Annotated in this window: 13 protein-coding genes; 2 read left to right on the top strand and 11 right to left on the bottom strand. The window is 66.7% G+C overall.

Features of this window, described 5'->3' with window-relative positions:
* Positions 1 to 8: 8 nt before the first annotated feature.
* From hemL to K1X74_12315, 8 genes are all read right to left on the bottom strand, one after another.
* Positions 9 to 1,304, bottom strand: coding sequence for a glutamate-1-semialdehyde 2,1-aminomutase (gene hemL, locus K1X74_12350; GenBank protein MBX7167112.1), 1,296 nt, complete (start codon positions 1,302 to 1,304; stop codon positions 9 to 11).
* Between the two features lie 122 nt (positions 1,305 to 1,426).
* Positions 1,427 to 2,440 carry a porphobilinogen synthase gene (gene hemB, locus K1X74_12345; GenBank protein ID MBX7167111.1) on the bottom strand — a complete coding sequence of 338 codons (1,014 nt, stop codon included), beginning with the start codon at positions 2,438 to 2,440 and terminating at the stop codon, positions 1,427 to 1,429.
* 13 nt (positions 2,441 to 2,453) lie between these two features.
* Positions 2,454 to 6,005 (bottom strand): pre-peptidase C-terminal domain-containing protein, encoded by a 3,552-nt coding sequence (locus K1X74_12340; GenBank protein MBX7167110.1) that lies wholly within the window; start codon positions 6,003 to 6,005, stop codon positions 2,454 to 2,456.
* Positions 6,006 to 6,020: 15 nt separating this feature from the next.
* Complete coding sequence (locus K1X74_12335; protein MBX7167109.1) at positions 6,021 to 8,489, bottom strand: DUF1549 and DUF1553 domain-containing protein; 2,469 nt, start codon at positions 8,487 to 8,489, stop codon at positions 6,021 to 6,023.
* Positions 8,490 to 8,609: 120 nt separating this feature from the next.
* Positions 8,610 to 9,548 carry a ribokinase gene (gene rbsK / locus K1X74_12330; GenBank protein MBX7167108.1) on the bottom strand — a complete coding sequence of 313 codons (939 nt, stop codon included), beginning with the start codon at positions 9,546 to 9,548 and terminating at the stop codon, positions 8,610 to 8,612.
* A gap of 12 nt (positions 9,549 to 9,560) precedes the next feature.
* Entirely contained in the window at positions 9,561 to 10,907 is a 1,347-nt protein-coding gene (locus tag K1X74_12325) for a 50S ribosome-binding GTPase (GenBank protein MBX7167107.1), read from the bottom strand.
* 30 nt (positions 10,908 to 10,937) lie between these two features.
* Positions 10,938 to 13,325: a YidC/Oxa1 family insertase periplasmic-domain containing protein gene (locus K1X74_12320; protein MBX7167106.1), complete on the bottom strand. Its 2,388-nt coding sequence runs from the start codon at positions 13,323 to 13,325 to the stop codon at positions 10,938 to 10,940.
* Positions 13,326 to 13,473: 148 nt separating this feature from the next.
* The gene (locus tag K1X74_12315; GenBank protein ID MBX7167105.1) at positions 13,474 to 14,223 is read right to left on the bottom strand and encodes a metallophosphatase family protein; all 750 of its coding nucleotides are present in this window, start codon (positions 14,221 to 14,223) and stop codon (positions 13,474 to 13,476) included.
* Positions 14,224 to 14,501: 278 nt separating this feature from the next.
* Here K1X74_12315 and tsaB point away from each other — a divergent pair, with 278 nt between their 5' ends.
* Positions 14,502 to 15,194 (top strand): tRNA (adenosine(37)-N6)-threonylcarbamoyltransferase complex dimerization subunit type 1 TsaB, encoded by a 693-nt coding sequence (tsaB, locus tag K1X74_12310; GenBank protein ID MBX7167104.1) that lies wholly within the window; start codon positions 14,502 to 14,504, stop codon positions 15,192 to 15,194.
* Between the two features lie 14 nt (positions 15,195 to 15,208).
* Here the strand turns inward: tsaB and K1X74_12305 are convergent, their stop codons facing one another.
* Both K1X74_12305 and K1X74_12300 read right to left on the bottom strand, forming a co-directional pair.
* Positions 15,209 to 15,940 (bottom strand): CPBP family intramembrane metalloprotease, encoded by a 732-nt coding sequence (locus K1X74_12305; protein ID MBX7167103.1) that lies wholly within the window; start codon positions 15,938 to 15,940, stop codon positions 15,209 to 15,211.
* Between the two features lies 1 nt (position 15,941).
* Entirely contained in the window at positions 15,942 to 17,678 is a 1,737-nt protein-coding gene (locus K1X74_12300) for an arylsulfatase (GenBank protein ID MBX7167102.1), read from the bottom strand.
* A gap of 103 nt (positions 17,679 to 17,781) precedes the next feature.
* On the opposite strand from K1X74_12300, the gene K1X74_12295 reads away from it, so the two are divergent.
* Positions 17,782 to 18,975: an FIST C-terminal domain-containing protein gene (locus K1X74_12295; protein MBX7167101.1), complete on the top strand. Its 1,194-nt coding sequence runs from the start codon at positions 17,782 to 17,784 to the stop codon at positions 18,973 to 18,975.
* On the opposite strand, the gene K1X74_12290 is transcribed toward K1X74_12295, so the two are convergent.
* On the bottom strand, positions 18,935 to 21,094 hold the full coding sequence (locus K1X74_12290) for an HTTM domain-containing protein (protein MBX7167100.1): 2,160 nt from the start codon (positions 21,092 to 21,094) through the stop codon (positions 18,935 to 18,937). The two genes, K1X74_12295 and K1X74_12290, sit on opposite strands and share 41 nt — an antisense overlap.
* Positions 21,095 to 21,167: the final 73 nt, after the last annotated feature.

Below are 21,167 nucleotides of genomic sequence, written 5' to 3'. Positions count from 1 at the left end.
CGCGGCGACTACCGCGGCAGCCCGGCGAGCACCTCGCTCGCCGCGGCGAGCGTCGCGGCCAGATCGGCATCGGAGTGGGCCGCCGAGACGAACAGTGCTTCGTATTGGCTGCACGGCATGTACACGCCGCGCTCGATCAGCCCCCAGAAATACTGCGCGAACAGGTCGGTGCGCGCCTGGGCCGCGTCGCTCCAATGGCGCACCGGGCCGGGATGGAAGAACAGCGTCAGCATGCTGCCCACGCGTTGGACGCAGTGCGGCACGCCGGCGCGCGTGGCAGCCTCGTCCAGACCCGTGGCGAGCCGTGCGGCGAGCAGCTCGAGTCGTTCGTAAGGCGGATGTTCGCGCAGCTCCTCCAGCGTGGCGATGCCGGCCGCCGTGGCCAAGGGATTGCCGCTGAGCGTTCCCGCCTGGAACACGCGCCCGGCCGGCAACACGTGCTGCATGATCTCGGCCCGTCCGCCGTAGGCCCCCACCGGCAAGCCGCCGCCGATGATCTTGCCCAGCGTGGTCAGATCGGGCTCGATACCGAACCGCGCTTGGGCCCCGCCCAGTGCCAGGCGAAAGCCCGTCATGACCTCGTCGCAAATGAGCAACGCGCCGGCGCGCCGCGTCAGCTCGCGCAAGGCCCGGAGGAATTCCGGCTCGGGCGCGACCAGTCCCATATTTCCCACGACTGGCTCGAAGATCACTCCGGCGATCCGAGGGCCATGCGCGGCAAAGGCCGCATCGAGCCCCGCGACGTCGTTGAATTCGAGCACCAGCGTGTCCTGCACGGTGCCCGCCGTAACGCCGGGCGAATTGGGCACTCCGAGTGTGGCCGCGGCGCTGCCTGCCGCGACCAGCAGGCTGTCGACGTGGCCATGGTAGTTGCCGGCGAATTTGACGATCACGTCGCGCCCAGTGAAACCGCGCGCGAGGCGAATCGCACTCATCGTCGCTTCGGTGCCGGAATTCACCAGCCGGACCATCTCGACGCTCGGGACCGACGCGACGATCAACTCGGCGAGCCGGCTCTCGGCCTCGGTCGGCGCGCCGTAGCTGGTCCCGCGCGCGATCGCCGCGGTCAGGGCCGCAGTCACGCGAGGATGGGCATGCCCCAGAATCATCGGGCCCCAGGAGCCGATGTAGTCGATGTAGCGCCGGCCCTCGAGGTCCCAAAGGTAGGCGCCTGCGGCTCGATCGATGAACAGCGGCTCGCCCCCCACGCCGCCAAAAGCGCGGGCCGGGCTGTTTACGCCACCGGGGATCAGGCGCCGCGCGCGCTCGAACGCGGCGTGGCTTAGCGGAGCGAAATGCGTCATGAGCAGGGTGCGATTCGGGGGCGAAACTTTGAGCAACCGGTGCGGAAGGCGACATTCTAGCGGTTGGCGAGGGGCCCAACGACCGCTGCATCGGCCCGCTGAGAGGCGCGGCACCGCGCGAATCATGCCAGCCAGCGTGCGACGTCCTTGGCCCAGTAGGTGAGCACGATGTTGGCGCCGGCCCGGCGAATGGCCGTGAGGATTTCCAGGGCGACGGCGCGTTCGTCGATCCACCCTTGGGCCGCGGCCGCCTTGACCATGCTGAACTCGCCCGAGACGTTGTATGCGGCCAAGGGTACGCCAGGAAACTTCTCGTGCACCAGGCGTAGGATGTCGAGATAGGCCAGCGCCGGCTTGACCATGATCAAGTCGGCGCCTTCGGCCAGATCGAGCTCGACTTCGCGCACGGCCTGCTCGGCGGCGGCCGCGGGGTCCATTTGATAGCCGCGCCGGTCGCCCGCTTGCGGCGCGCTTTCGGCCGCCTCGCGAAACGGACCGTAAAACGCGCTAGCGTACTTGGCCGCGTAGCTCAGGATCGGCACTTGCGCGTGACCGGCTCGATCGAGGGCTCCGCGAATGGCGCCGACCATGCCGTCCATCATCCCGCTCGGAGCCACCAGGTCGGCGCCGGCCGCCGCATGACAAACCGCCTGCCGGCCGAGCAGCTCGAGCGTGGCGTCGTTGTCGACATCGACCCGGCCGTGGCGATGTTCGAGCACGCCGCAGTGCCCGTGGTCGGTGTATTCGCAGCAGCAGACGTCGGTGACCACAAGCAGCGTGGGCGCCGCCTGCTTGATCGCGCGAATCGCCTGCGGCACGATGCCGTCGTCGACCAATGCCCCGGTGCCTTGGGCATCCTTCGCGCTGGGAATCCCAAACAGGATCACCCCGCCCAGCCCGAGCTTCGCCGCCTCGGCGGCTTCGATTGCGGCCTCGTCGACGGACAACTGGGCATGGCCCGGCATCGACGAGATCGGCTGTCGCAGCCTGGTGCCCGGCCGCACGAACAGCGGCAGAATCATCTGGCCGGGGTCGAGGCGCGATTCGCGCGCCAGCGCTCGTAGCGCGGGGTTGGTACGTAACCGCCGCATGCGGGTCGTGGGGAATTCGCCCAGCGTTCGTCGCTTCATCGCCATTCGCTCGAGGGAACTAATCGCCGTCGGCACGGGCCACGGCGTCGTCGCGGTGTACGTGCAAGACGATGGCCGGCGAAACCTCGGAGCCGGCCGAAGTGGCCAACGCGTGGAACGTGCGGCTTGTGGCCGGCACCCAGGGGCGCGCCGTCAAGAAGATCTGTCGCTCGCTCTGACCCTCGGGAATCAACACGCCATTCAATCCGATGTTGTCGACGTACACGCCGTGCGGCAGGTTCTCGACGGCGAACGAAATCGGACCGTCGATGCCGCGCCGCTCGACTTTGAGCTGCGCCGTGACGGTCGTGCCGGGGCGAATCGTGACCTCGGCCGGCTCGAGCCGCACGATGAGCTTGCCGGGCGCATCGAGGCCGATCGCGCCCAGCGTGCCGATCGACTTCGTCACGGTGCGTCCTTCGATCTCGGCGGTCGCGGTGATTTGCGCCGTCGCGTCCGCGGCCGGCTTGGGCGCCTCGGCGTCGGCCCAGATCGTGGCAAACGCCTGGCTGTGGCCGGCCTCGATCACGATCGGCGAGGTCAGGTGGAAGCCGGCGGGCGCGCCCGAGAAGTCTACACGCACGCTGCCGTCGAAACCGTCGATCCGGTCGAGCGCGAGCGGAATGCTGCGGCCGCTGCCGGCACGCACCTGGGGACTGGTCCCGCCGACTTGCAGCGCGAAATCGGGCTGCGGCGGGCGCACGATCAAGCGATACACGAACCGCGCGTCGCCCAGGGCCCGCACGTCGGTCACGCGGACCAGGTACTGGCCGTCGGCCGGCGCGGTAAAAGCAATTTGCGAGTCGCTGCCCAAGCGGCGATTGCCGTCGTCGTCGTTGGCGTAGTGCAGCGTGAATACCGGCAGTCCGTTCGGCACGATCGTCGTGCCCAGGGGGAGCGGCGCGACGATATAGGCCGGCTCGTCGACGGCATGCGTCGTGGGGCTCGTATCGAAATAACCGATCCGCGCGCCGTTCTTGGCGTATAGCAAGAACCCTGAGTCGGGGCCCTGGGGCAGGCGGAACAGCCGGCACACCTCGCCTTGCAGGTAGAGGAACTCGTTGAGTTCCATCTCTTCCCAGTTCACCAAGCGCACGTCGTTGATCGACGAGTTGATGCCGCGGAAGGTCACGTACGAGTCCCGCGTTGCCTGGAGCAGCATCCTCGGGACCGGCTGGCCCGCGGCATCGAGGACTTCGAGCTTGGTGTCGATCGGCGAGCCGCGACGTGCCGCGTCGGTCTCGATGATCCAGCGCTGGCCGACTCGGGCCTCGAAGCGGAACAGGTCTGCATCGGCCCGATCCTGGCCGGCGATTTGGCCGACCGCCACTCCCGGCACGCTCATGGTCGTGGCCGTGTCGGCGGCATCGTTGGGTTCCGCCTCGCGCGTTTGCGGCAACGTGTCGACGGCCACCTTCAAATCGCGCCGGCGGCGAAACCGGTTGCCGTCGACCGGCACGGCGACCTCCGTTTCGTTGCCGGCTGCGACGGCCACTTGCGCATCGGCGGGCAGGTTATAGCCCACCAGCGTCACTGCGGTGGTCGCACCGGCCGGAATGCTCGGCGGATAACAGCCCGTTACCAACGGCAGCTCGCCGAGCGACAGCCGATAGACGTGCTCGGCCGAACCGGCCAGCACTTGGTCGCCGACGCGAATGGCATACACACCGGCTTGGGTAAACGTGTAGCTGAGCACCGGATCGTCTTCGTTGTCGAAATTGTTATTGCTGGCCAGCACGTGACCGGCCTCGTCCAGCAGCGTGAGTACGCCGTCGAGCTTCAGGCCCAAGCTGCGGCTGCGCAAATCGAAGACTAGCGTTTGGCCGGCGGCCGCCTCGAAGCGGATGTGATCGACGTCGCCCTGGCGGTCGAGCACTCCCCAAACGCTGGCCGGCAGGGTGACAACGGTGCCCGCGTCGGGGGCGCCATTGGGCTCGGCCTCTTGGGCCTGCACGAGGTCGTCCAGTTCGAGTCGGACCGCGTTGCTTCGTCCCCCGGGGTTGACGAGCCGCAAGGAGTAGCTCCCCAGCGGCGCTTCGGCCGGCACGTTCACGTCGATCCACAGCTCGCTGGCCGTGGCTGGCTGGTCGGCCGCGAGCCGCGCGACGGGTCCGGCCGGTTCAAACTCGAGCTGCTCGATTTCCACCAGGTGCTTGCCCGTCAGCCGAATGCGGCCGCCGGCCGTGCGCTGCAATCCGCGCGGCTCGGCCGTCGCCAGATCCGGCTTCATCGGCTTGACGGTTTCCGCAGTCTCGACGTCGACGAGCGTCAACGAGCCGTCGAGCCGGCCGATGGCCAGTTGTTTCCCGTCGGGTCCAAAGGCGAGCGCCTGGGGCCAATCGGACTGTTGCTCGAGGGCATGCCGTTCGACCAGCGGCGACGACTGCCACAGTTTGACCGTGCGATCGTCGGCGGCCGTGGCCAGGCGGCTGCCGTCGGGCGAAAACGCCAGATCGAGGATCGCGCCTTCGTGCGCAAAACGCGTGACGACGAGTGGATTGGTGCCTTCGGCCGCCGTCTCGCTCAGGCGCCACAGCCGGATCCGGTTGTCGGCCCCGGCGCCGGCCAACATCCGGCCGTCGGGACTGAAGGCCACGGTCAGTTGCTCCTTGGTCGGCTGGCCGAACGTATCGAGCCGCGTTCCGTCGCCGACGTTCCACAGTTTGACCGTGCGATCTCCGCTCGCGCTGGCCAGCAACCGGCCGTCGGGGCTGAACGCAATGTCGAACACGGCGCCGTTGTGGCCGTCGAGCACACGCAGCTCGGTGCCGTTGGCGGTGTCCCACAGGCGAATCTTCTGGTCATAGCTGGAAGTGGCCAGCAGCTTGCCGTCGGGCGAAAGGACCGCTGCGTAGAGCGTGTCGCGGTGACCTTCGATCTTGCGCACCAGTGTCCCGTCGGCCGGCTGCCAGAGCGTGGCCTCTCCGACCAGGCCAGGCTCGCCCGAAGCGACCGCGAGCAATTGGCCATCGGCCGAGAAGCTGACACCGTTGACTTCGCCGCGGAGCCCCGTGATGGTGCGCACCAGGGACCGGTCTTCGGCCGACAGCAGCCGCACTTCGCGGTAGCCGCCGACGGCAATCAGCTTTTGCTGCGCCGACCAGGCCAGGGCCGTGATCGCCAGCCGAGGTGCCACCTGCGGGGCAACATGCGGCACGAGCAGTTGCGTGGGGTCGGGCTCGGCGCCCTCGGGCCCCTTCGCGCCGGCCACGATCCATGCCCGCAGCACGGCAATTTCTTCCGCCGTCGGGGCTTCGTTATCGGCCGGGGGCATCCGCGGCTCGGTCTGGCCTTCGACCGTCAGCAACAGCCGGCTGAGGTCGTCGCGCCCGGCGATCACTGCGGCGCCGCGTTTTCCACCCTTGATCAGCGCGGCATAGCTCTCGAGCGACAGCGCGCTTTCCGGTTCGTCGCCCCCGTGGCAGCCGACGCAGTACTTGCGCAACAGCGGCGCTACCGCCTCGGCATACTCGGGTGCTCTGGCCTCCGCGGCCACGCTGGTCGTGCAATGCACCAGCAGCACCCACAGCAGGCCGCGCCGGATGCCGTTCAAGTCTTGCCCTGGCAACATGCCGCGCTCCGCCGCCTAGTGGTTGAACAAGAACTCTTTACTGCTGAGCAGGCCCCAGTACAGGTCTTCGACCGCCGCGCGCCGCTCTGCGTCGGGCGTGGCCGCGAAGATCTCCAACAGTCGGCCCCGCTCCTCATCGCTGGGACGCCGCGCGAGCGCGGCCAGAAACGCTTCCTCGATCAGTTGCTCGTCCGGCGTGTGGGCCGCCAGGAGTTGTTCGATGCGATTGCCCGCGGTGCGCAACTTCTGATTGATCGCGTCGCCATTGGTCATGTGCAGGGCCTGAACCATGCTCGGCTCGGCCGTGCGCTCGCATTCGCACGTGATCACCCGGTCCGGTCGGCCGAACGTCTTGAGGAAGTACGAAGCCACGTTCGAGTCGGGCAACTGAATCGCGCGCCAATCCGCCGGGTAGCCCGGAAACTGCGACGGCGCGCCCAACACCTGGGCAAACGCGTCGAGCAGCACCTCGGCCATCAGCCGCCGCGGATAATACCGCGAATAGTAGCGCTGGTCGGCCGCGTTTTCCGGCAGGCTCGCGCTGCTCCGCTGATAGGTCTCGGATTGCAGGATCGCGCGCATCAGGGCCCGCAGGTCGTAATGCTGGTCGATCAGGTGCTGTGCGAGCGCCGCCAGCAGCGGCTCGTTGCTCGCCGGATTGGTCTTGCGCAGGTCGTCTACCGACTCGACCAGGCCCACTTTCATGAAATTGGCCCACACGCGGTTGACGACGGCCCGGGTGAAATAGGGATTCTCAGGCGAGCACAGCCAAGCGGCCAGATGCTCGCGACGATCGTTCCGGTCGTCCAGCGCGAGCGACGTGCCGTCGAGCGGCGTCGGCGGCTGGGCCTTGCCGGTGCTCGGCTGCACCAGGTCGCCCGACGTATCGCTGAACACGATGCGATTGCCCTCGCCGGGGCCGTTCTTGGTGCGCACCCGGGCGAGCAGGTTCGCCATCGCGAAATATTGATCGTTGGTCCATTTTTCCAGCGGATGGTTATGGCACTTGGCGCAGCCGATCGACATACCCAGGAACGCCTGGCAGATGTTCTCCGACAGCGCCGTGGGATCTTCGTGGAGCACGAAGAAGTTGGTGGCGCCGTTTTCCAGCGTGCTGCCGCTGGCCGTCAGCAGCTCGCGGACCAATTTGTCCCAGGGCGTGTTGGCGGCCACCTGGTTGCGAATCCAACTGCTGTAGGCCCACATCGCCGGCGCCGGCAGCTTCTCCGAATTGACGAGTAGTAGGTCCGACCACTTGTAGGTCCAGTAATCGACGAACTCGGGCCGCGCCAACAGCGCGTCGATCAATCGATCGCGCTTGTCCGGGCTCGTATCGGCCAGGAAATCGCGCGTGTCTTGCGCCGTCGGCAACACGCCGATCGTGTCGATGAAGGCCCGCCTGAGGAACTCTTCGTCCGTGGCTCGCGGCGACGCAGGAATCCGCAGGGCAGCGAGCTTTTCGAGTACCCGCGTGTCGATGAAGTTGCGCCCCGTGGCCGTGGCCAGCGACTCGGGCGTCGCGGAGTGTTCATAGGGCACCGTGACCGTGGCGAACGTCACCAGGCTCAGATACCAGATCGAAACGGTGCATTCCCCCGGGCCGGCGATCGAGACCTGGCCCTGCTCGTCGACCGGCGCGACGCCGACGTCGCTGGCGGTGAACTTCACCCACCGGGTCACGTCTTCCGAATGGCCATCGCTGAAATGGGCCGTCACGAGCAGTTGCTGTCGCATGCCGGGCTTCAGGATCGACTGCGAAGGCGAGACCTCGACCCGCGCGATTCGCGGATCCTCGTCGCGCGGGCCCGGTGTGCCCGACGCGATCCACTCGCTCAACACGCGGTAATCATGCGAATCGACGCCGAACCGCAGCCCGCCGCCGTGCGGAATGGCGCCGGTCGGCTTGGTCAGCAGCATGCTCCGCGCCGGGTCGGCCGGAACGATTCGCCGCCCCCGCGCCTCGCGCACCAGGGTGTCGAAATCGTGCTGGGCGTCGTAGCCGCGCAGGCTGAGCTTGAAGCCGTTCTTGCCGTGCTGGGCCCCGTGACAGGCACCCATGCTGCAGCCGGACTTGGTCAGTGCCGACTGCACGTGATTGCGAAAGCTCCATTGCCAAGGGCGCTCGCAGCCGCTGACCGTCACCGAGACCGTGGCCGATTCGTCGCCGTGCCTGGCAGTCAGGCTGGCGACGCCATTGGCCACGGGCACGGCGTCGAGCCCTTCGATGCGCACCACGGCCGGGTCGCTGGAAAAGAGCTCGACCCCTTCGGTGACTTCGCCCGTGCACGACGGTTGGCCGGAACTCTCGACCACGATTTGATGAGCGACGACCAAACGCTGCCGCGCGGCCGTGCCCACCAGTTGAAAGTCTCCAGGCAGGATTACCAGCGCATCGGCCCGTGCCGGTCTGGAGATCGCCCCGTCCATCAGCAGCGCGGCGACCATGATCGCTGGCCACTTGGATAGCGCCCGACATCTCGGCATTAGGATTACCTCCTCGGACGACTCGTGCCGGCCTGTGCCGGCGTAACTCCCCCCGGGCTTGGAACTGGCGATTATAGCTGGTCTCCGCCGACACCAGCCACCAAGGGGGGACACTTCGCTCTACGTGCCCGAAAACGCTTCGATTTCGATCCGAGTGGGCAGCGATGGCTGCGCACCAGCCCGGGTCACGGAGATGGCCGCCGCGCGGCAGGCCCAACGGGCCGCAGCAACAAGTTCTGCGCCCTCGGACAAGGCCACGGCCAGCGCGCCGTTGAACGCGTCGCCGGCCGCGGTGGCATCGATGGCCCTGACCTCGGGCGCCGGTAGATGCAACGCCTGACCGTCGTAGACCAACACGCCCAATCGCCCGAGGGTGACGACGACCTGCCGGGCGCCGCGGCGGTGCAGTCGCTCGGCGGCCGCCCGTGCGACGGCCAGATCGTCACCTTCAGGCACCGGCAATCCGGCCAGCGCCGCAGCCTCACCGCAATTTGGGGTCAGCACGTCGATCGCGTGGAGCAACTCCGGCTCGGCAATTGGCAGCGCCGCCGGCGCGGGGTTCACGACCACCATCAGCCCAGCAGTGCGGCCACGCCTAATCGCCGCCGCGACAGTTTCCAAGGGCACCTCCAACGACGCCAGCAAGACACGGCACGCGTCGAAGCTCGTTGCGGGCAGCGCGTCGACATCGGCCGGCGCGAGGGCCAGGTTTGCTCCCGACGCGACCGAGATCATGTTCTGCCCGTGCTCGTCGACCAGAATCAGCGCGACGCCCGTCGCGGCGCCGGCGACCACGCGGATCGCCGCGGTGTCCAGGTTCTCGCGGCGGAACCCGGCCAGCGCCGTGCTTCCGAAGTCGTCGTCGCCCACCGCGGCGAGAAAGGTCACCGGTTGCACCGCCGCGCGCGCCGCACCCACGGCCTGGTTGGCGCCTTTGCCGCCGGCGGCCTGGTAGAAGGAGCCGCCGAGAATCGTCTCTCCCGGCCGCGGCAATCGCCGGCCACGAATCACCAGGTCGGTGTTGACCGAGCCGACGACCATCACGCGATTGCCAGGCATGGCCGACGTTCCTTACTTGCCGATACAAAACCGGCTGAAGATCCGGTCGAGAATGTCATCGGTATACACGGCGCCGACCATGCTGGCGACCTCGGCCAGGGCAACGCGGATCTCCGCGGCGATCAACTCTTCGTTCCCTTCGCCGGCGGCCAGATCGCGAGCCCGGTCGAGCGCCGCGATCGCCGCTTCGAGACTTGATCGGCAACGCGCGGCGGTCGTCGCCACCGCGGCTCGTGGCTGCACCGCGCCGAGCCGCTCGGCGATGGCCTGTTTCAATGCGGCGAGGCCCTCGCCTGTGACCGCGCTGGTGACGTAGGCGCCAGGCACCCGATCGCCGCGTCGCGGCAGATCGCAGCGCGTGAACACCACCAGCCTGCGAGGATCGGGCCGAGAGAGTTGTTCCTGTTCCCAAGGGATCAGGGGCCGCGAAGCATCGAGGCAAAACAGCACGACGCGGGCCTGCAGGGCCTGTGCCTCGGCATGCCGTTGTGCGGTCGCAGCGACCGTTTCCTCGGTCGTTTCGAGACCGGCCGTGTCGATCAGTTCGACGATATTGTCGCCGCAGACGACCTGTGCGGTGAGATAATCGCGAGTCGTCCCCGCCTGATCCGCGACGATGGCCGCATCGCGACCGGCGAGGGCATTGAACAACCGGCTCTTGCCGACGTTGGGCATGCCGGTCAAAACGGCGCGAGGCCAGTCGACCGCGTCGAACCGGCCGGCCAATTGCTCACGCAGCGCGGCAAGCCGAGAGCCGCATTGCGCGAGGCGATCGATGAGTTGCTGGCGGGGAATGAATTCTATGGCCTCGTCGGCAAAGTCGAGTGCGGCTTCCAATTCCGCCAACAGCTCGAGCAGTCCCATGCGAATTTCGCTCAGAGGCGCAGCCAGGCCCCCGGCCAGTTGGGCCAGTGCCGCGGCGAGCTGCGCGTCGTCCTCGGCCTCAATCACGCCCAGCACGGCCTCGGCCTGCGTGAGGTCGATCCGGCCGCCAAGAAATGCGCGCAGAGTGAACTCACCCGGTGCTGCCGGTCGAGCGCCGGCGCGACAGAGCATTTGCAGTACGGCCTGCGCCACAGGGGGTGAACCGGGCAGGTGCACTTCGACGAGCGGCTCGCGCGTGGCGCTGCGCGAATTCGGCCAGACGTACAGCATCGCGGGCACCTCGGCCCCGAGGCCGTCGACGCGCAGCGAGCTGGCAATGACCCGGGCTGACGATTCACACTGCTCGAAGCTGCCCGAAAACAAGCTGGCGCAGACCGACGTGGCTGCAGGCCCGCTCAAGCGCACGATCGCCCGTGCAGCGCCGCCGGGGGCGCTGGCGATCGCGGCAATCGTATCGCCGAGCTGGTAGGCCATGTCGATCGGCGCGCGGCAGGTATGCCGGTGTTACCGCTTGCTCTTCTTCTTGCCGCGACGCGCGCCGTCGCTGCCGTTTTCGCTGACGGGCCGTGCCGGCGGCAGTTCCGTCGTGGTGCCGGCCGGGGAGGCAGTCGGAGTCACCTTGGGCAGCAGCTTGCGTTCGAGGATGCCCCAAGTGCTCGACGCAATGAAGTACAGGCACAGTCCGCTGGGCACCTTGAAGAACATCAGGCCCATAAAGACCATCATGTACTTCATCACCTGCTGTTGCATGCGCGTCTGCTCGTCAGTCGCCGGCGGCATGAACATCTTCTGCTGCCACAGAAACAGGCCAATGGTGACGATCGGCAAGACGTTCAGGTAGGGGCCCAAGAAGCCCTGCACCATGGCGGGCATCCACGAGCTCCAGTCGTAGAGCTTGTCCGGGGCCGCGAGATTCGAGGCCCAGTACACGGCGTGTGAGATCAGCGGTGCGTCGCGCAGTTCGACGTTGACGGCCAGCGCACGATACAGACCCAGGAAGATCGGGATCTGGATCAGCATCGGCAAGCAGCCGGAGAACGGGTTGTACTTGGCCCGGGCGAACAACTCGCGTTGGGCCTTCATCAACTGTTCCGGCTGGTTCTTGAAACGCTCTTGCAGACGTTTGATTTCTGGCTGCAGCGTCTGCATCTTTTGCATGTTCAGCGCCTGGCGACGGCTGAGCGGAAACAGCGCCGACCGGACCATGACCGTCAGCAGGATGATCGCCAGACCAGAATTGAACACGACATAGTCGTGAAAGAAGTGCAACACCTTGACCAGCACCACCGACACGGCCTGGTACCAGCCGTAATAGACGAGCCGCTCGATGCCGTAGTCGGCCAGCACGCTCGGCTGCTTGGGGCCGGCAAACAGCCGGTAGCGATGAGCCGCCGACCCGCCTGCGGCCAGTTCGATGGGATTACTCGTCACGCGAACCGAAACGTCGGTCAGGTTTTTCTTCTTCGGGTCGACCGGCAGCGAGCCGGTGCGAATCGGTTGCGAGCTCTGGATCCAGTCGGCCGCATCGCCGGCGCGCAGCGGGAAAAGCACTGCAGCGAAGTACTGCGCATCGACTCCCAGGAATTCCAGCGGCGTGCCCGACCACGGCGGATCGAGGTTGCCGTTGGCGATGTCGAGCGTGCGCACGATGCCATACTTGGTGAACCGACCCTCACGCAGACCGACGACCACGTCGCGCAGCCCGATCGCCGAGAAATGGTCGCCAATGCCTTTCGAAGCCGCGTACGGCTTGCCGACCTTGGTCGCATACCACGCCCCTTCGATCGGCAGGCCCGTGGGGCCGTCGAGCGAGTAGGCAACCTTGTGCGCGGATTCGCCCGTGTTGCGCAATTCGACTTCGAGCGTCAGGTCATAGCCCGGTGCCGGCCCGTCGCCCTGGCCGATCTGTTCCAGGCGAAAATGTTTGATGATCTCCACACCCAAAGCCGGCAGGGCTCGGCGAAACGCCACGTGCTTGGGGTCGCTCGCGACGACTTCCCAGTTCACGTGCCGCAGTTGCACGTCGGGCAACTCGGCAACGTCAATCGGCGGCGGCGTGCCGGCCTCGGCCGTGGCGACCGGCCGCTTCCGGTCGTCGACTTGCTCGAGCATCAACTCGAGCGATCGATAGGGCAACAGGTCGGCCGGGCCCGCCTCCGGTTTGACCACTTCCATGGGATAACGCGTCAGCTTGGCGCTCACCTGCAACTCGGCGTCGCCCCGGCGCACGGTCAGCGCGACGGTCTGGTTGGGGCGCGTCTCGGCCAAAGCGACTTCGACGCCCCGGGCCCCTGAAACCTTGGTCGCGCCGATCGCGGTGATCACATCGCCCGCTTGCACGCCGGCCAGTGCGGCCGGCGTCCCCGTTCCGACGACGCGGACCTGGGCCCCCGTACCGTCGGTGTCCTGCAATTCAAGTTGGCCGAGGTAGCCCGAGCGAATCTCCGTGTTGAAGTAATCGTGCGCGACCTCGATCCGCTGGACCGCGGCTCCGGTGCTGCTGACAGTCACGAGCAGCCCATATTTGTCGTCGGGGCCGACCGAGCCCAGCGTGAGCAGCCTAGTCGGCTGCGGTGGCTGGTCCGAGGGTGCTCCGGCATCTTCCACCTTGGCCGGCGCTTCGGTGGGGGCCGTCGCCGGCGGAGCGGCTGCGCCCGTCGGGGGCGCGTCGGCAGCGGCTGGCGCAGTGGCGTCGGCTGCGTTTTCGCCCTGTGCGGCGCCCTCCGCTGGCTTTTCCGCGGCGTCCAGTTTGGCTTCTGCCTGCTTGGCCGCCTCGGGCTTCGGTTTGGGCCCTTCGAGCCAGTTGAAGATGTAGCTGTTCAGCAACACCAGCGCCATGGCCAGCAGAATGAAGTTAAGAAACCGCTTGTCCTTATCCATGGCTTCAATCATCCATCGGCTCTGCGCCGGCTCGGTCGTGGTCTGAGCGGTGCAAGGGAATGCACCGCGGGTCGATTTACCGCGTGGGTTGCCTCGCGGCCCTCTCCGCGCCGCCGCCGCCGGGTCTGCAGCGATTGGCTACCGCGGGTGTACACACCGATCAACGCCCGGTGCGGAGGCGGTCGCCCAGGAAGTTGTCCAACTCGGGCGTATCGTAAATCTTTTGGATCGTCCGGCTGAAGTCGTAATCCACGCGACGGTACGTGAGCAGGTCGCCCTCGAGGACGACGTAGCATGCACGGTTGTCGCCGTCGCGCGGCTGACCGACCGAACCTACGTTGATCATCGCCTTTTCATTGCCCAGGCGATACTGGTACCCGATCTCCTCGGGCGGGAAGAATTGCAAACCCTGGGTAAACACCCCCGGGACATGCGTATGTCCCTGGAAGCAATACCGCTCCACGAGCGAAAAAATCTTCTCGATTTTGCGCTTATTGAAGACGTCCTCGGGAAAGACGTATTCGCTCAAGGGATTGCGGGCCGAACCGTGGACGAAGAGCAGCCCATCTTCGCGGCGGCTGCGCGGCAGTTCGCCCAGGAATTCCCACCGGAGGGCCGTCTTGTCCGGATCGCCCTGCCCGTCTTCGAGTTGCTGCCGGGTCCAGAAAATCGCACGCTCGGCCCCGGAGTTGAAACCTTCCGGGTCGAACAGCGCGCCCTGATCATGGTTGCCCAGCAAGCACACCTGGCAATCCATCACCAGATCGATGCATTCGCGCGGATTGGGTCCATAGCCGACGATGTCGCCGAGACAGTAGACCTCGGTGATACCTTGCTGGTTGATATCGTCGAGGACCGCGCGCAGGGCCTCGAGGTTGCTGTGTATGTCGCTGATGAGTGCACGCCGCACGTCACGCAACCCCGGCCCAAGGTGTGAGCCCCAAAACGGTCGCCCGATCTGCGTCTGCGCAAATCGGCCAATTTGCACTTGTGCAAGTTGTCTGCCGGGGCATGCACGTCCAAATGCCTCGACATAGGGCTGAAACAGGCAGTCTATGCCCCCCAATTGCGAGGGTCAAGCCGCGCGACTTGCTCCCGCGAGCGTGATTGCACATCTTGGACGGGACCCCTACCGCAATGTTGCGGCGTAACCTCGTTCGGCGATTTCTGGCGCCACTCGATTCGACCATGCCCTTAAGACTGCTCGCCCTGGAAACGCTGGGTCAGAATGGCTCGCTGGCCCTGGCACAGGACGAGCAGATCGTCCTTGAACTGGCGCTCGCCCCCCAAAAGCGGAGCGCTCAATCGTTGGCGCCGGGCATACGCGATGCGCTCGCTCAGGCCGGCTGGTCCGCGCGCGAGTTGGATGTTGTCGCCGTGATCACGGGGCCCGGCTCGTTCACCGGAACGCGCGTCGGCGTCGTCACTGCCAAGACACTGGCCTACGCGCTGGCGGCAAAGTGCATCGGCGTCGGCAGCCTGGAGACGATTGCCGCGCAGGCCCCCGAGTCGATCGACGACCTGCACGTCGGCATCGATGCGCAGCGTGGGCAGGTGTACGCCGCGCGCTACTTGCGCGACACGGCCGGCGCCTGGCAAGTCGTCGAGCCGGTCGCCATTGTCGATCGTTCGCGGTGGCTGGCAAACTGCCATTCGGGCAGTGCGGTTTCGGGCCCTGCGCTGGAATCCTCGGGCACTCTGGTAGCGCCGGGCGTCACCGTCGTGCCGCGCGACTGCTGGCGGCCGCGCGCGGCAACCGTGGCACGGCTCGCGTGGCAACGCGCCGCGCGCGGCGAATTCGACGACGTCCTGCGGCTGGTGCCGAACTACGTGCGGCGCAGCGCCGCCGAAGAGCAGCTCGATCTGCGTCGATCGGGCTGATTCATTTCCGCGGCTCACGCGGCGCCAAACGCGAGGTGGCCGCCCACGGCCATGATCCCCGCGTCGATCAACAGGTGCCCGGCCCACGGTCCGTAGAGCGATCCGCTGCGGTGGTACATCACGGCCCAGACCGCTCCGCCGATGGCGACGGCAGCGGAAAGCAAAGCCCGTACCGTCCAATCGTCGACATAGATCGACACGACCAGCACATGGTGCGCCATAAAGGCCAGGCTCGAAAGCGCCACGGCCCAACCCAGCGAAACGACGCCGCGCAACTGACCAAACACGAACCACCGCCAATAGTATTCTTCGAGCAGTGAATGAATCAGGCTGTAGAACGCCGCCAGCGCAAAAAAGGTGAACGGGGTCGTCGTACCAAAGTCGGCGAGCTTGGCGCGGAGCGCTTCGCGAAACTGCGCGGCATAGTCGCCGCCGGCGAACACGCCGAAGTACAGCGCGAGCATGCCGGCACAAACTACCCCGCCAAACGCGGCGCCTGCGAGCAGGTCGCGCTTGCGCGGCGACGCCCAACGCGGTCTCTGGCCCAGGACCAGCAGCACCCAGATCGCGGGAAAGAAGAATTGCACGAGCTTCGCCACCGTGTAGCCGGCGCGCATCGACTCGTGACCGGCGAGTGCGACGAAGTACAGCCAAGTGCCCAGCGTGGGGAACAACATCGCGAAGGCGAGCGCCGCGATTTGTGCACCCGCATTCACGCGCGGCAGGGTTTCGGCATGAGCAGTCATGTCATTCGATTCGCGAAATGTCGAGGTATTGCGTCGCCAGGTGGGCGTCGTCTGCGCCACTGGCGGCCTGCAGACGTTGCGGACCACCGGGCCACTCGAGTGCCGTGAACACGGCCTCGGCAGCCCCCTGGCCGACGTGCGCTGTCCAGGCTTGCTGCCCCAGCAGCAGCCGCACGGCCACCGGCTTATTGACAGGGGCGAAACGCACGCGGACCGTATAACGCCCGGCCTCGCGGATATCGATTTCCCAGTGGCCCTGGCTCTTGGGCGTCCAACCCGACGCGGGCCCACGCCAGTCCTGGCGCGTCAGAGTGACGGGGTTTTCGCGGGGGTCGCCGACGAAGATTCGTGGCGGAGCGAATTTGCGCTCGTCGCGCACGCTGTCGAACCAGGCGTCGTAGGCTGCGCGCATTTCGGCCACCAGCTCGGGCTGCCGGGCCGCGATGTCTTCGAGCTCGAACGGATCGTCGGCCAGGTCATACAGCTCCCAACGCAACTCCGCGGGCAGGGCCTGTTGAAAGCTGCCGCCCGATTGGACGAGCTTGTAGCGCGGGCCGCGCACCGTGCACGCGCGGTAGCGCTCGGGCACGTCGCCGCGGTGCCACTGGAAGAACAACAGCCGCGGTTCAACGGCCGCTGGTTGCTCGCCGACCAGCCGTGGCAACAGGTTGATACCATCCACCGGCCGGGGGCCTTGCTGTTTTGCGCCGCACGCGGCAGCCAGGGTCGGCGCGACGTCGAGATGCGCAACCGGGTCGGCGATCACCGTGTGGGGAGCAATTCGTGCCGGCCAACGCACCAGGCTCGGCACGCGAATTCCGCCTTCGTAGACGGTGCCCTTGCTCCCACGAAGTCCGGCGTTGAATCGCGGCTGCGCAGGACCGTTGTCGGTCAGAAACCAGACGATCGTGTTTTCGGCCTGCCCGAGCGCGGCCAGTCGATCGAGCACGCGGCCCACGTTGCGGTCGATGCGCTCGACCATTCCATAGACGCGAATCATGGCCTCGCGCGGATACGGTTCGGGCGACTGCCAGCCGGGCACCGCAAACCGCGCCTGGCTGGTGTCTTCCTGGGCAAATCGCGCCAGGTCTTCGTCGGGCACCTCGAGCGGATCGTGCGGGCAGTTATAAGCCAGATAAACAAAAAACGGCCGCGGGTCGCCCTGCTCGATGAACTGCAAGGCGGCGTTGGTGAAGATGTCGGTGCAGTAGCCCTGGCGCGCCTCACGAATTCCGTTGTGCAGCAGGCTGGGGTCCTGGTAGTGGTTGCCCGGTGGATCGGCCGGCTGGCCGATGCCGCCGCCGCCGTGCACAAGCACTTCCTGGAAACCCTGGTCTTGCGGGCGCAGCGGCACGTTGTCACCCAGGTGCCATTTGCCGAAGATTCCGGTTCGATAACCGGCCGCCGCAAGCGTCTCAGCCAACGTCTCTTCGTCGGCGTGCATCATCGAGCGGCCGACGAACGTATCGACGATGCCTGTGCGGTAGTTGTAGCGCCCCGTCAGCAGGCTCGACCGCGTCGGGCTGCAGACTGGCGAAACATAGAAATGACTGAACTCTGCCCCTTCGGCGGCGAGCGAGTCGATGCGCGGCGTGCGCACCAGGGGGTTGCCGTGGCAGCTCAGATCGCCATACCCCTGGTCGTCGGTAATGATCAGTACCACATTGGGTGGCGCCGCGGCCAGGCACGGCACGACGCACGCCAACCACGAACAACAAATCCCGATTCGCAACAGCATACGATTGGCCCGCCGGGGTGAACCGGTATTATGAATCCGGTCGTTCGGCGCCGCCAACGGGCCGCCGAATGTATGTACGCCTTTGCAAACGCGAGCCTGTCTGATGGCCGATTCACCTGGCGCCCTGCGAGCCGTTGTCGTCGTCTCGACGCTGGCCGACACGGCGGACGCGGTCGAGCAGTGCACTGCATCGGCCCTGGAACAGCTCGGCGCGACGCCCGATCTGGGCGTCGTGTTTGCAACCCATGATCATCGCAGCGCTGCCGAAGAGTTGGCCGCCAAGATACGTGCGCGAACGGGTGTTCGCTGCCTGATCGGCTGCACAGGCGAATCGCTGGCCTGCGGCGAGCTTGAATTCGAGTCGGGACCTGCGCTGGTCCTTTGGCTCGCGGTGCTGCCGGGCGTCAAGCTCGTGCCCATTCACCTGTCGTTCAATCGCCAGGCCGACGGCGGCGCGATCGTCGGTTGGCCGGATGAGCTGTCCGCGGTGTGGTCCGACCAGAGCGCTTTGCTGGTGCTCGGCGAACCCTTTTCTTTTCCTGTCGAACTGCTGTTGGACAACGTGTCCGAGCAGCATCCAGGCGTTCCCGTGGTTGGCGGCATGGCCAGCGGCGCCCATAGCCCCGAGCAAAACGTCCTCTGGCTCGACGATCAGGCCCACGCCGATGGCGCGGTTGCGGTGCTCGTCGACGGACCTGTCCGCTTGCGCCCCATCGTGTCGCAAGGGTGTCGGCCCGTGGGGCGGACGTTCGTCGTGACCAAGGCCGAGCAGAACGTCGTGCAGCAGCTCGGCGGCCGGCCCGCCCTGGAGCAACTGCAAGAGGTGTACGCCGGGTTGTCGCCCGACGAACAGCGCCAGGTGCAGCAAGGACTGCATCTCGGGCGCGTGATCAACGAGTATCAAGATCGCTTCGAACGCGGCGACTTCCTGGTGCGCAACGTCCTTGGCGCTGACCCCCAGTCGGGCGCCGTGGCCGTGGGCGATTATGTCCGCGTCGGTCAGACCGTGCAGTTTCACATCCGCGATGCGGCCACGGCCGACGACGATCTGCGTGCGCTGTTGTCCGCGGCGCGTGGCGTGCAACGCCCGGCCGGGGCCTTGCTATTCACCTGCAACGGACGGGGTACGCGCTTGTTTGAATCGCCCCACCACGACGCGGCAACCTGCCAGGAACTGCTCGGTCCGTTGCCGTTGGCCGGCTTCTTCGCCCAGGGAGAGCTGGGACCCGTCGGCGGGCGCAATTTCATTCACGGCTTCACGGCGAGCGTGGTGTTGTTCGAGGCGGCTCGAGCGTGATCCACGGATTATGTCGCCAGACGCGGTAAGGTTCCGCGGCAATATCAACCGTGGGATCGAAGACCTGCAGCAAAGGCCGTCGGTTGAGGGCCACCAGCGCCGAGCCGTACACCCGGGGGCGTCGGCGCTGGGTTTGCTGCCACCAGTCGGCGATGTGTTGCGCGAGCGGCCCGGCCAGCGGCGGCAACAGCTCCAGCGCCTCGATCTGGTGGTCGTTCAGCTCATGCGTGTAGTTCCAGAGAAACGCCACGCTACCGTCGGGCGCGATGATCGGCACGAGCGACGGCAGGTCGCGCCAATAACGAGCTTCGAGGAGCCGCGTGTCGCCATAGGTCGGCAGATGACCCGGCCAGCGATCGCGTTGCACACGCCACGCGACGCGATGGCCCAGTCCGACCAGGCCCGCATCGCCGATCAACAAGGGCCGCAGCCCCTCGCGGCGGTAGCCTTGCAAACCGAGCGGCGCACAGCGCACCAAGGTCGTGACAAGTGCAGGCCGGTGTTCCGCAAACGCCTGGCAGCGATCGAGTGCGGCGATCGTCGCGCGGTAATGGCTGAGCCACGCGTCGGCATCGGTCGCGGCGTACTGTTCTTGCAGCCGCGTTCGCGCGATCGCCAGGTTCTGAAGGTAGCTCGCGTGTTCGGCCGCGTTCTGGCCTGGCTTGGCGATCGCCGCCCGGCCGAGCTGATCGAGCAGCTCTTCGAGCGACTCGGTCTTCGTCAATTGCAGGCGCCGGCCGAAACGCGCGAGCCACAACTCGTTGGCGCGCGCCGCGGCAGCACCGTACGTTGAAATACCCCTGGCCTCCGGGTTGTAGAACAACCGCTCGCCGATCAGGGGCTCATACGTGGCGAAAACCTCGGGAAGGGACGCCCAGACGACTTGCCGCGCGTCGACGTCGATCAGCTCGACGGGCGGCTGCATGCCCCGCCACGCCTGCCAATCGACCGCCGGCCCTGTGGGAGTCGCCACGGCTTGGACCTGCGGATCGACCGCGCGGAATTGGGCCAGCGCGGTTGTCTTGTTCCGGGTCATCAGGAACCAACTGGCCCGGGTACCTTCGTCGGTCCAATAGGCGTCGCCCGCGATCAGGAATTGGCGTAGCGGCCAGAGGACCTGAAAGGCAATCCAGACGCACAGCACGGTCGTCTTCAAGCGGCCGATCCGCGGCAGCGATGTCGCGGGAAGTTCCGCCGCGGGGCGATGCCAGGGCCAGAAACGCCGGGGCCAGTCGGGCTCGCAAAAGATCAGCGTGGCCCAAAACGCCATCACCGCCACGAGCCCGACTTGGGCAATGAACACGAAGTTGAACGCGTGGAAGCCGGTCATCAATACGAGCGCCAGGACGCGCGTTCGCCGCCAGGCGAGCAGCAGGGGGACCGTCAGATCGAAGATCAATCCGCCGTACGAGAAGAACCAGGCGGCCCAGGGTTGTGCCAGGACCGCGTGCATCCTTGCGGCCGCCGCCGCGCCGAGCACTCGTTCTACAGGCGACACGGTCTCACGGGCCGCGAGCCACATCCGCAAGGGTTCGCCGGCGAACCAATCGGCATGGAGCTTGGCGACGCCACCGTAGAAATAGACCAGCCCGGTCTGAACGCGCAGCAGCAGAATCGCCCACCAAGGTACCAGCGCATCGTGGGCGCGGCCGCGACGGCGCGCCAGCCACGCGTCGATCGACCCGGCGCGTGCGGCGGGCACCATCGCCAGGCACGCCAGAAACACGACCGTCAGCGGAAAGTGATTGCCGTAGAGCGACGCGTCCATCAGCCAGATAGAGCTGAAGGCAACGAGCAACAGGCTGCTCGCCACGCGATAGGCGAGCCCCAACGTGAGGCAGATGGCCGCCCCCAGGGCGATGAGGAACACGAGCGTCGTGCCCGGCTCGGGCAGGGGCCTGATCCAAGTCAGGTAGGGATACGGAAAGTGCCACCGCGTTTCCGGCCCGGTGAGCAGCAGATCGATCCAGTTGCGCCCTCCGGCGCGGGGTACGAGAAACGAGCCCAACAGATAGATCACCGTGAGCCCGAAGCCGATGCGGAAGGCGGCGAGGCTCGCCCCGTCGACGGGCCGCTGGAGCCAGCGACGCACCGCGCCGGCCGGTGCATCGTTGACCACGGCTGCGAGTCCTGTGAGTGGGCCGGGATGTTTGGTTAGGTCCGAAGCACGCGATAGCATAAGCTGCCGGACT

Source organism: Pirellulales bacterium, from assembly GCA_019694435.1.
Taxonomy (GTDB): Bacteria; Planctomycetota; Planctomycetia; order Pirellulales; family JAEUIK01; genus JAIBBZ01.
This window is presented reverse-complemented; position numbering and strand designations above follow the sequence as displayed.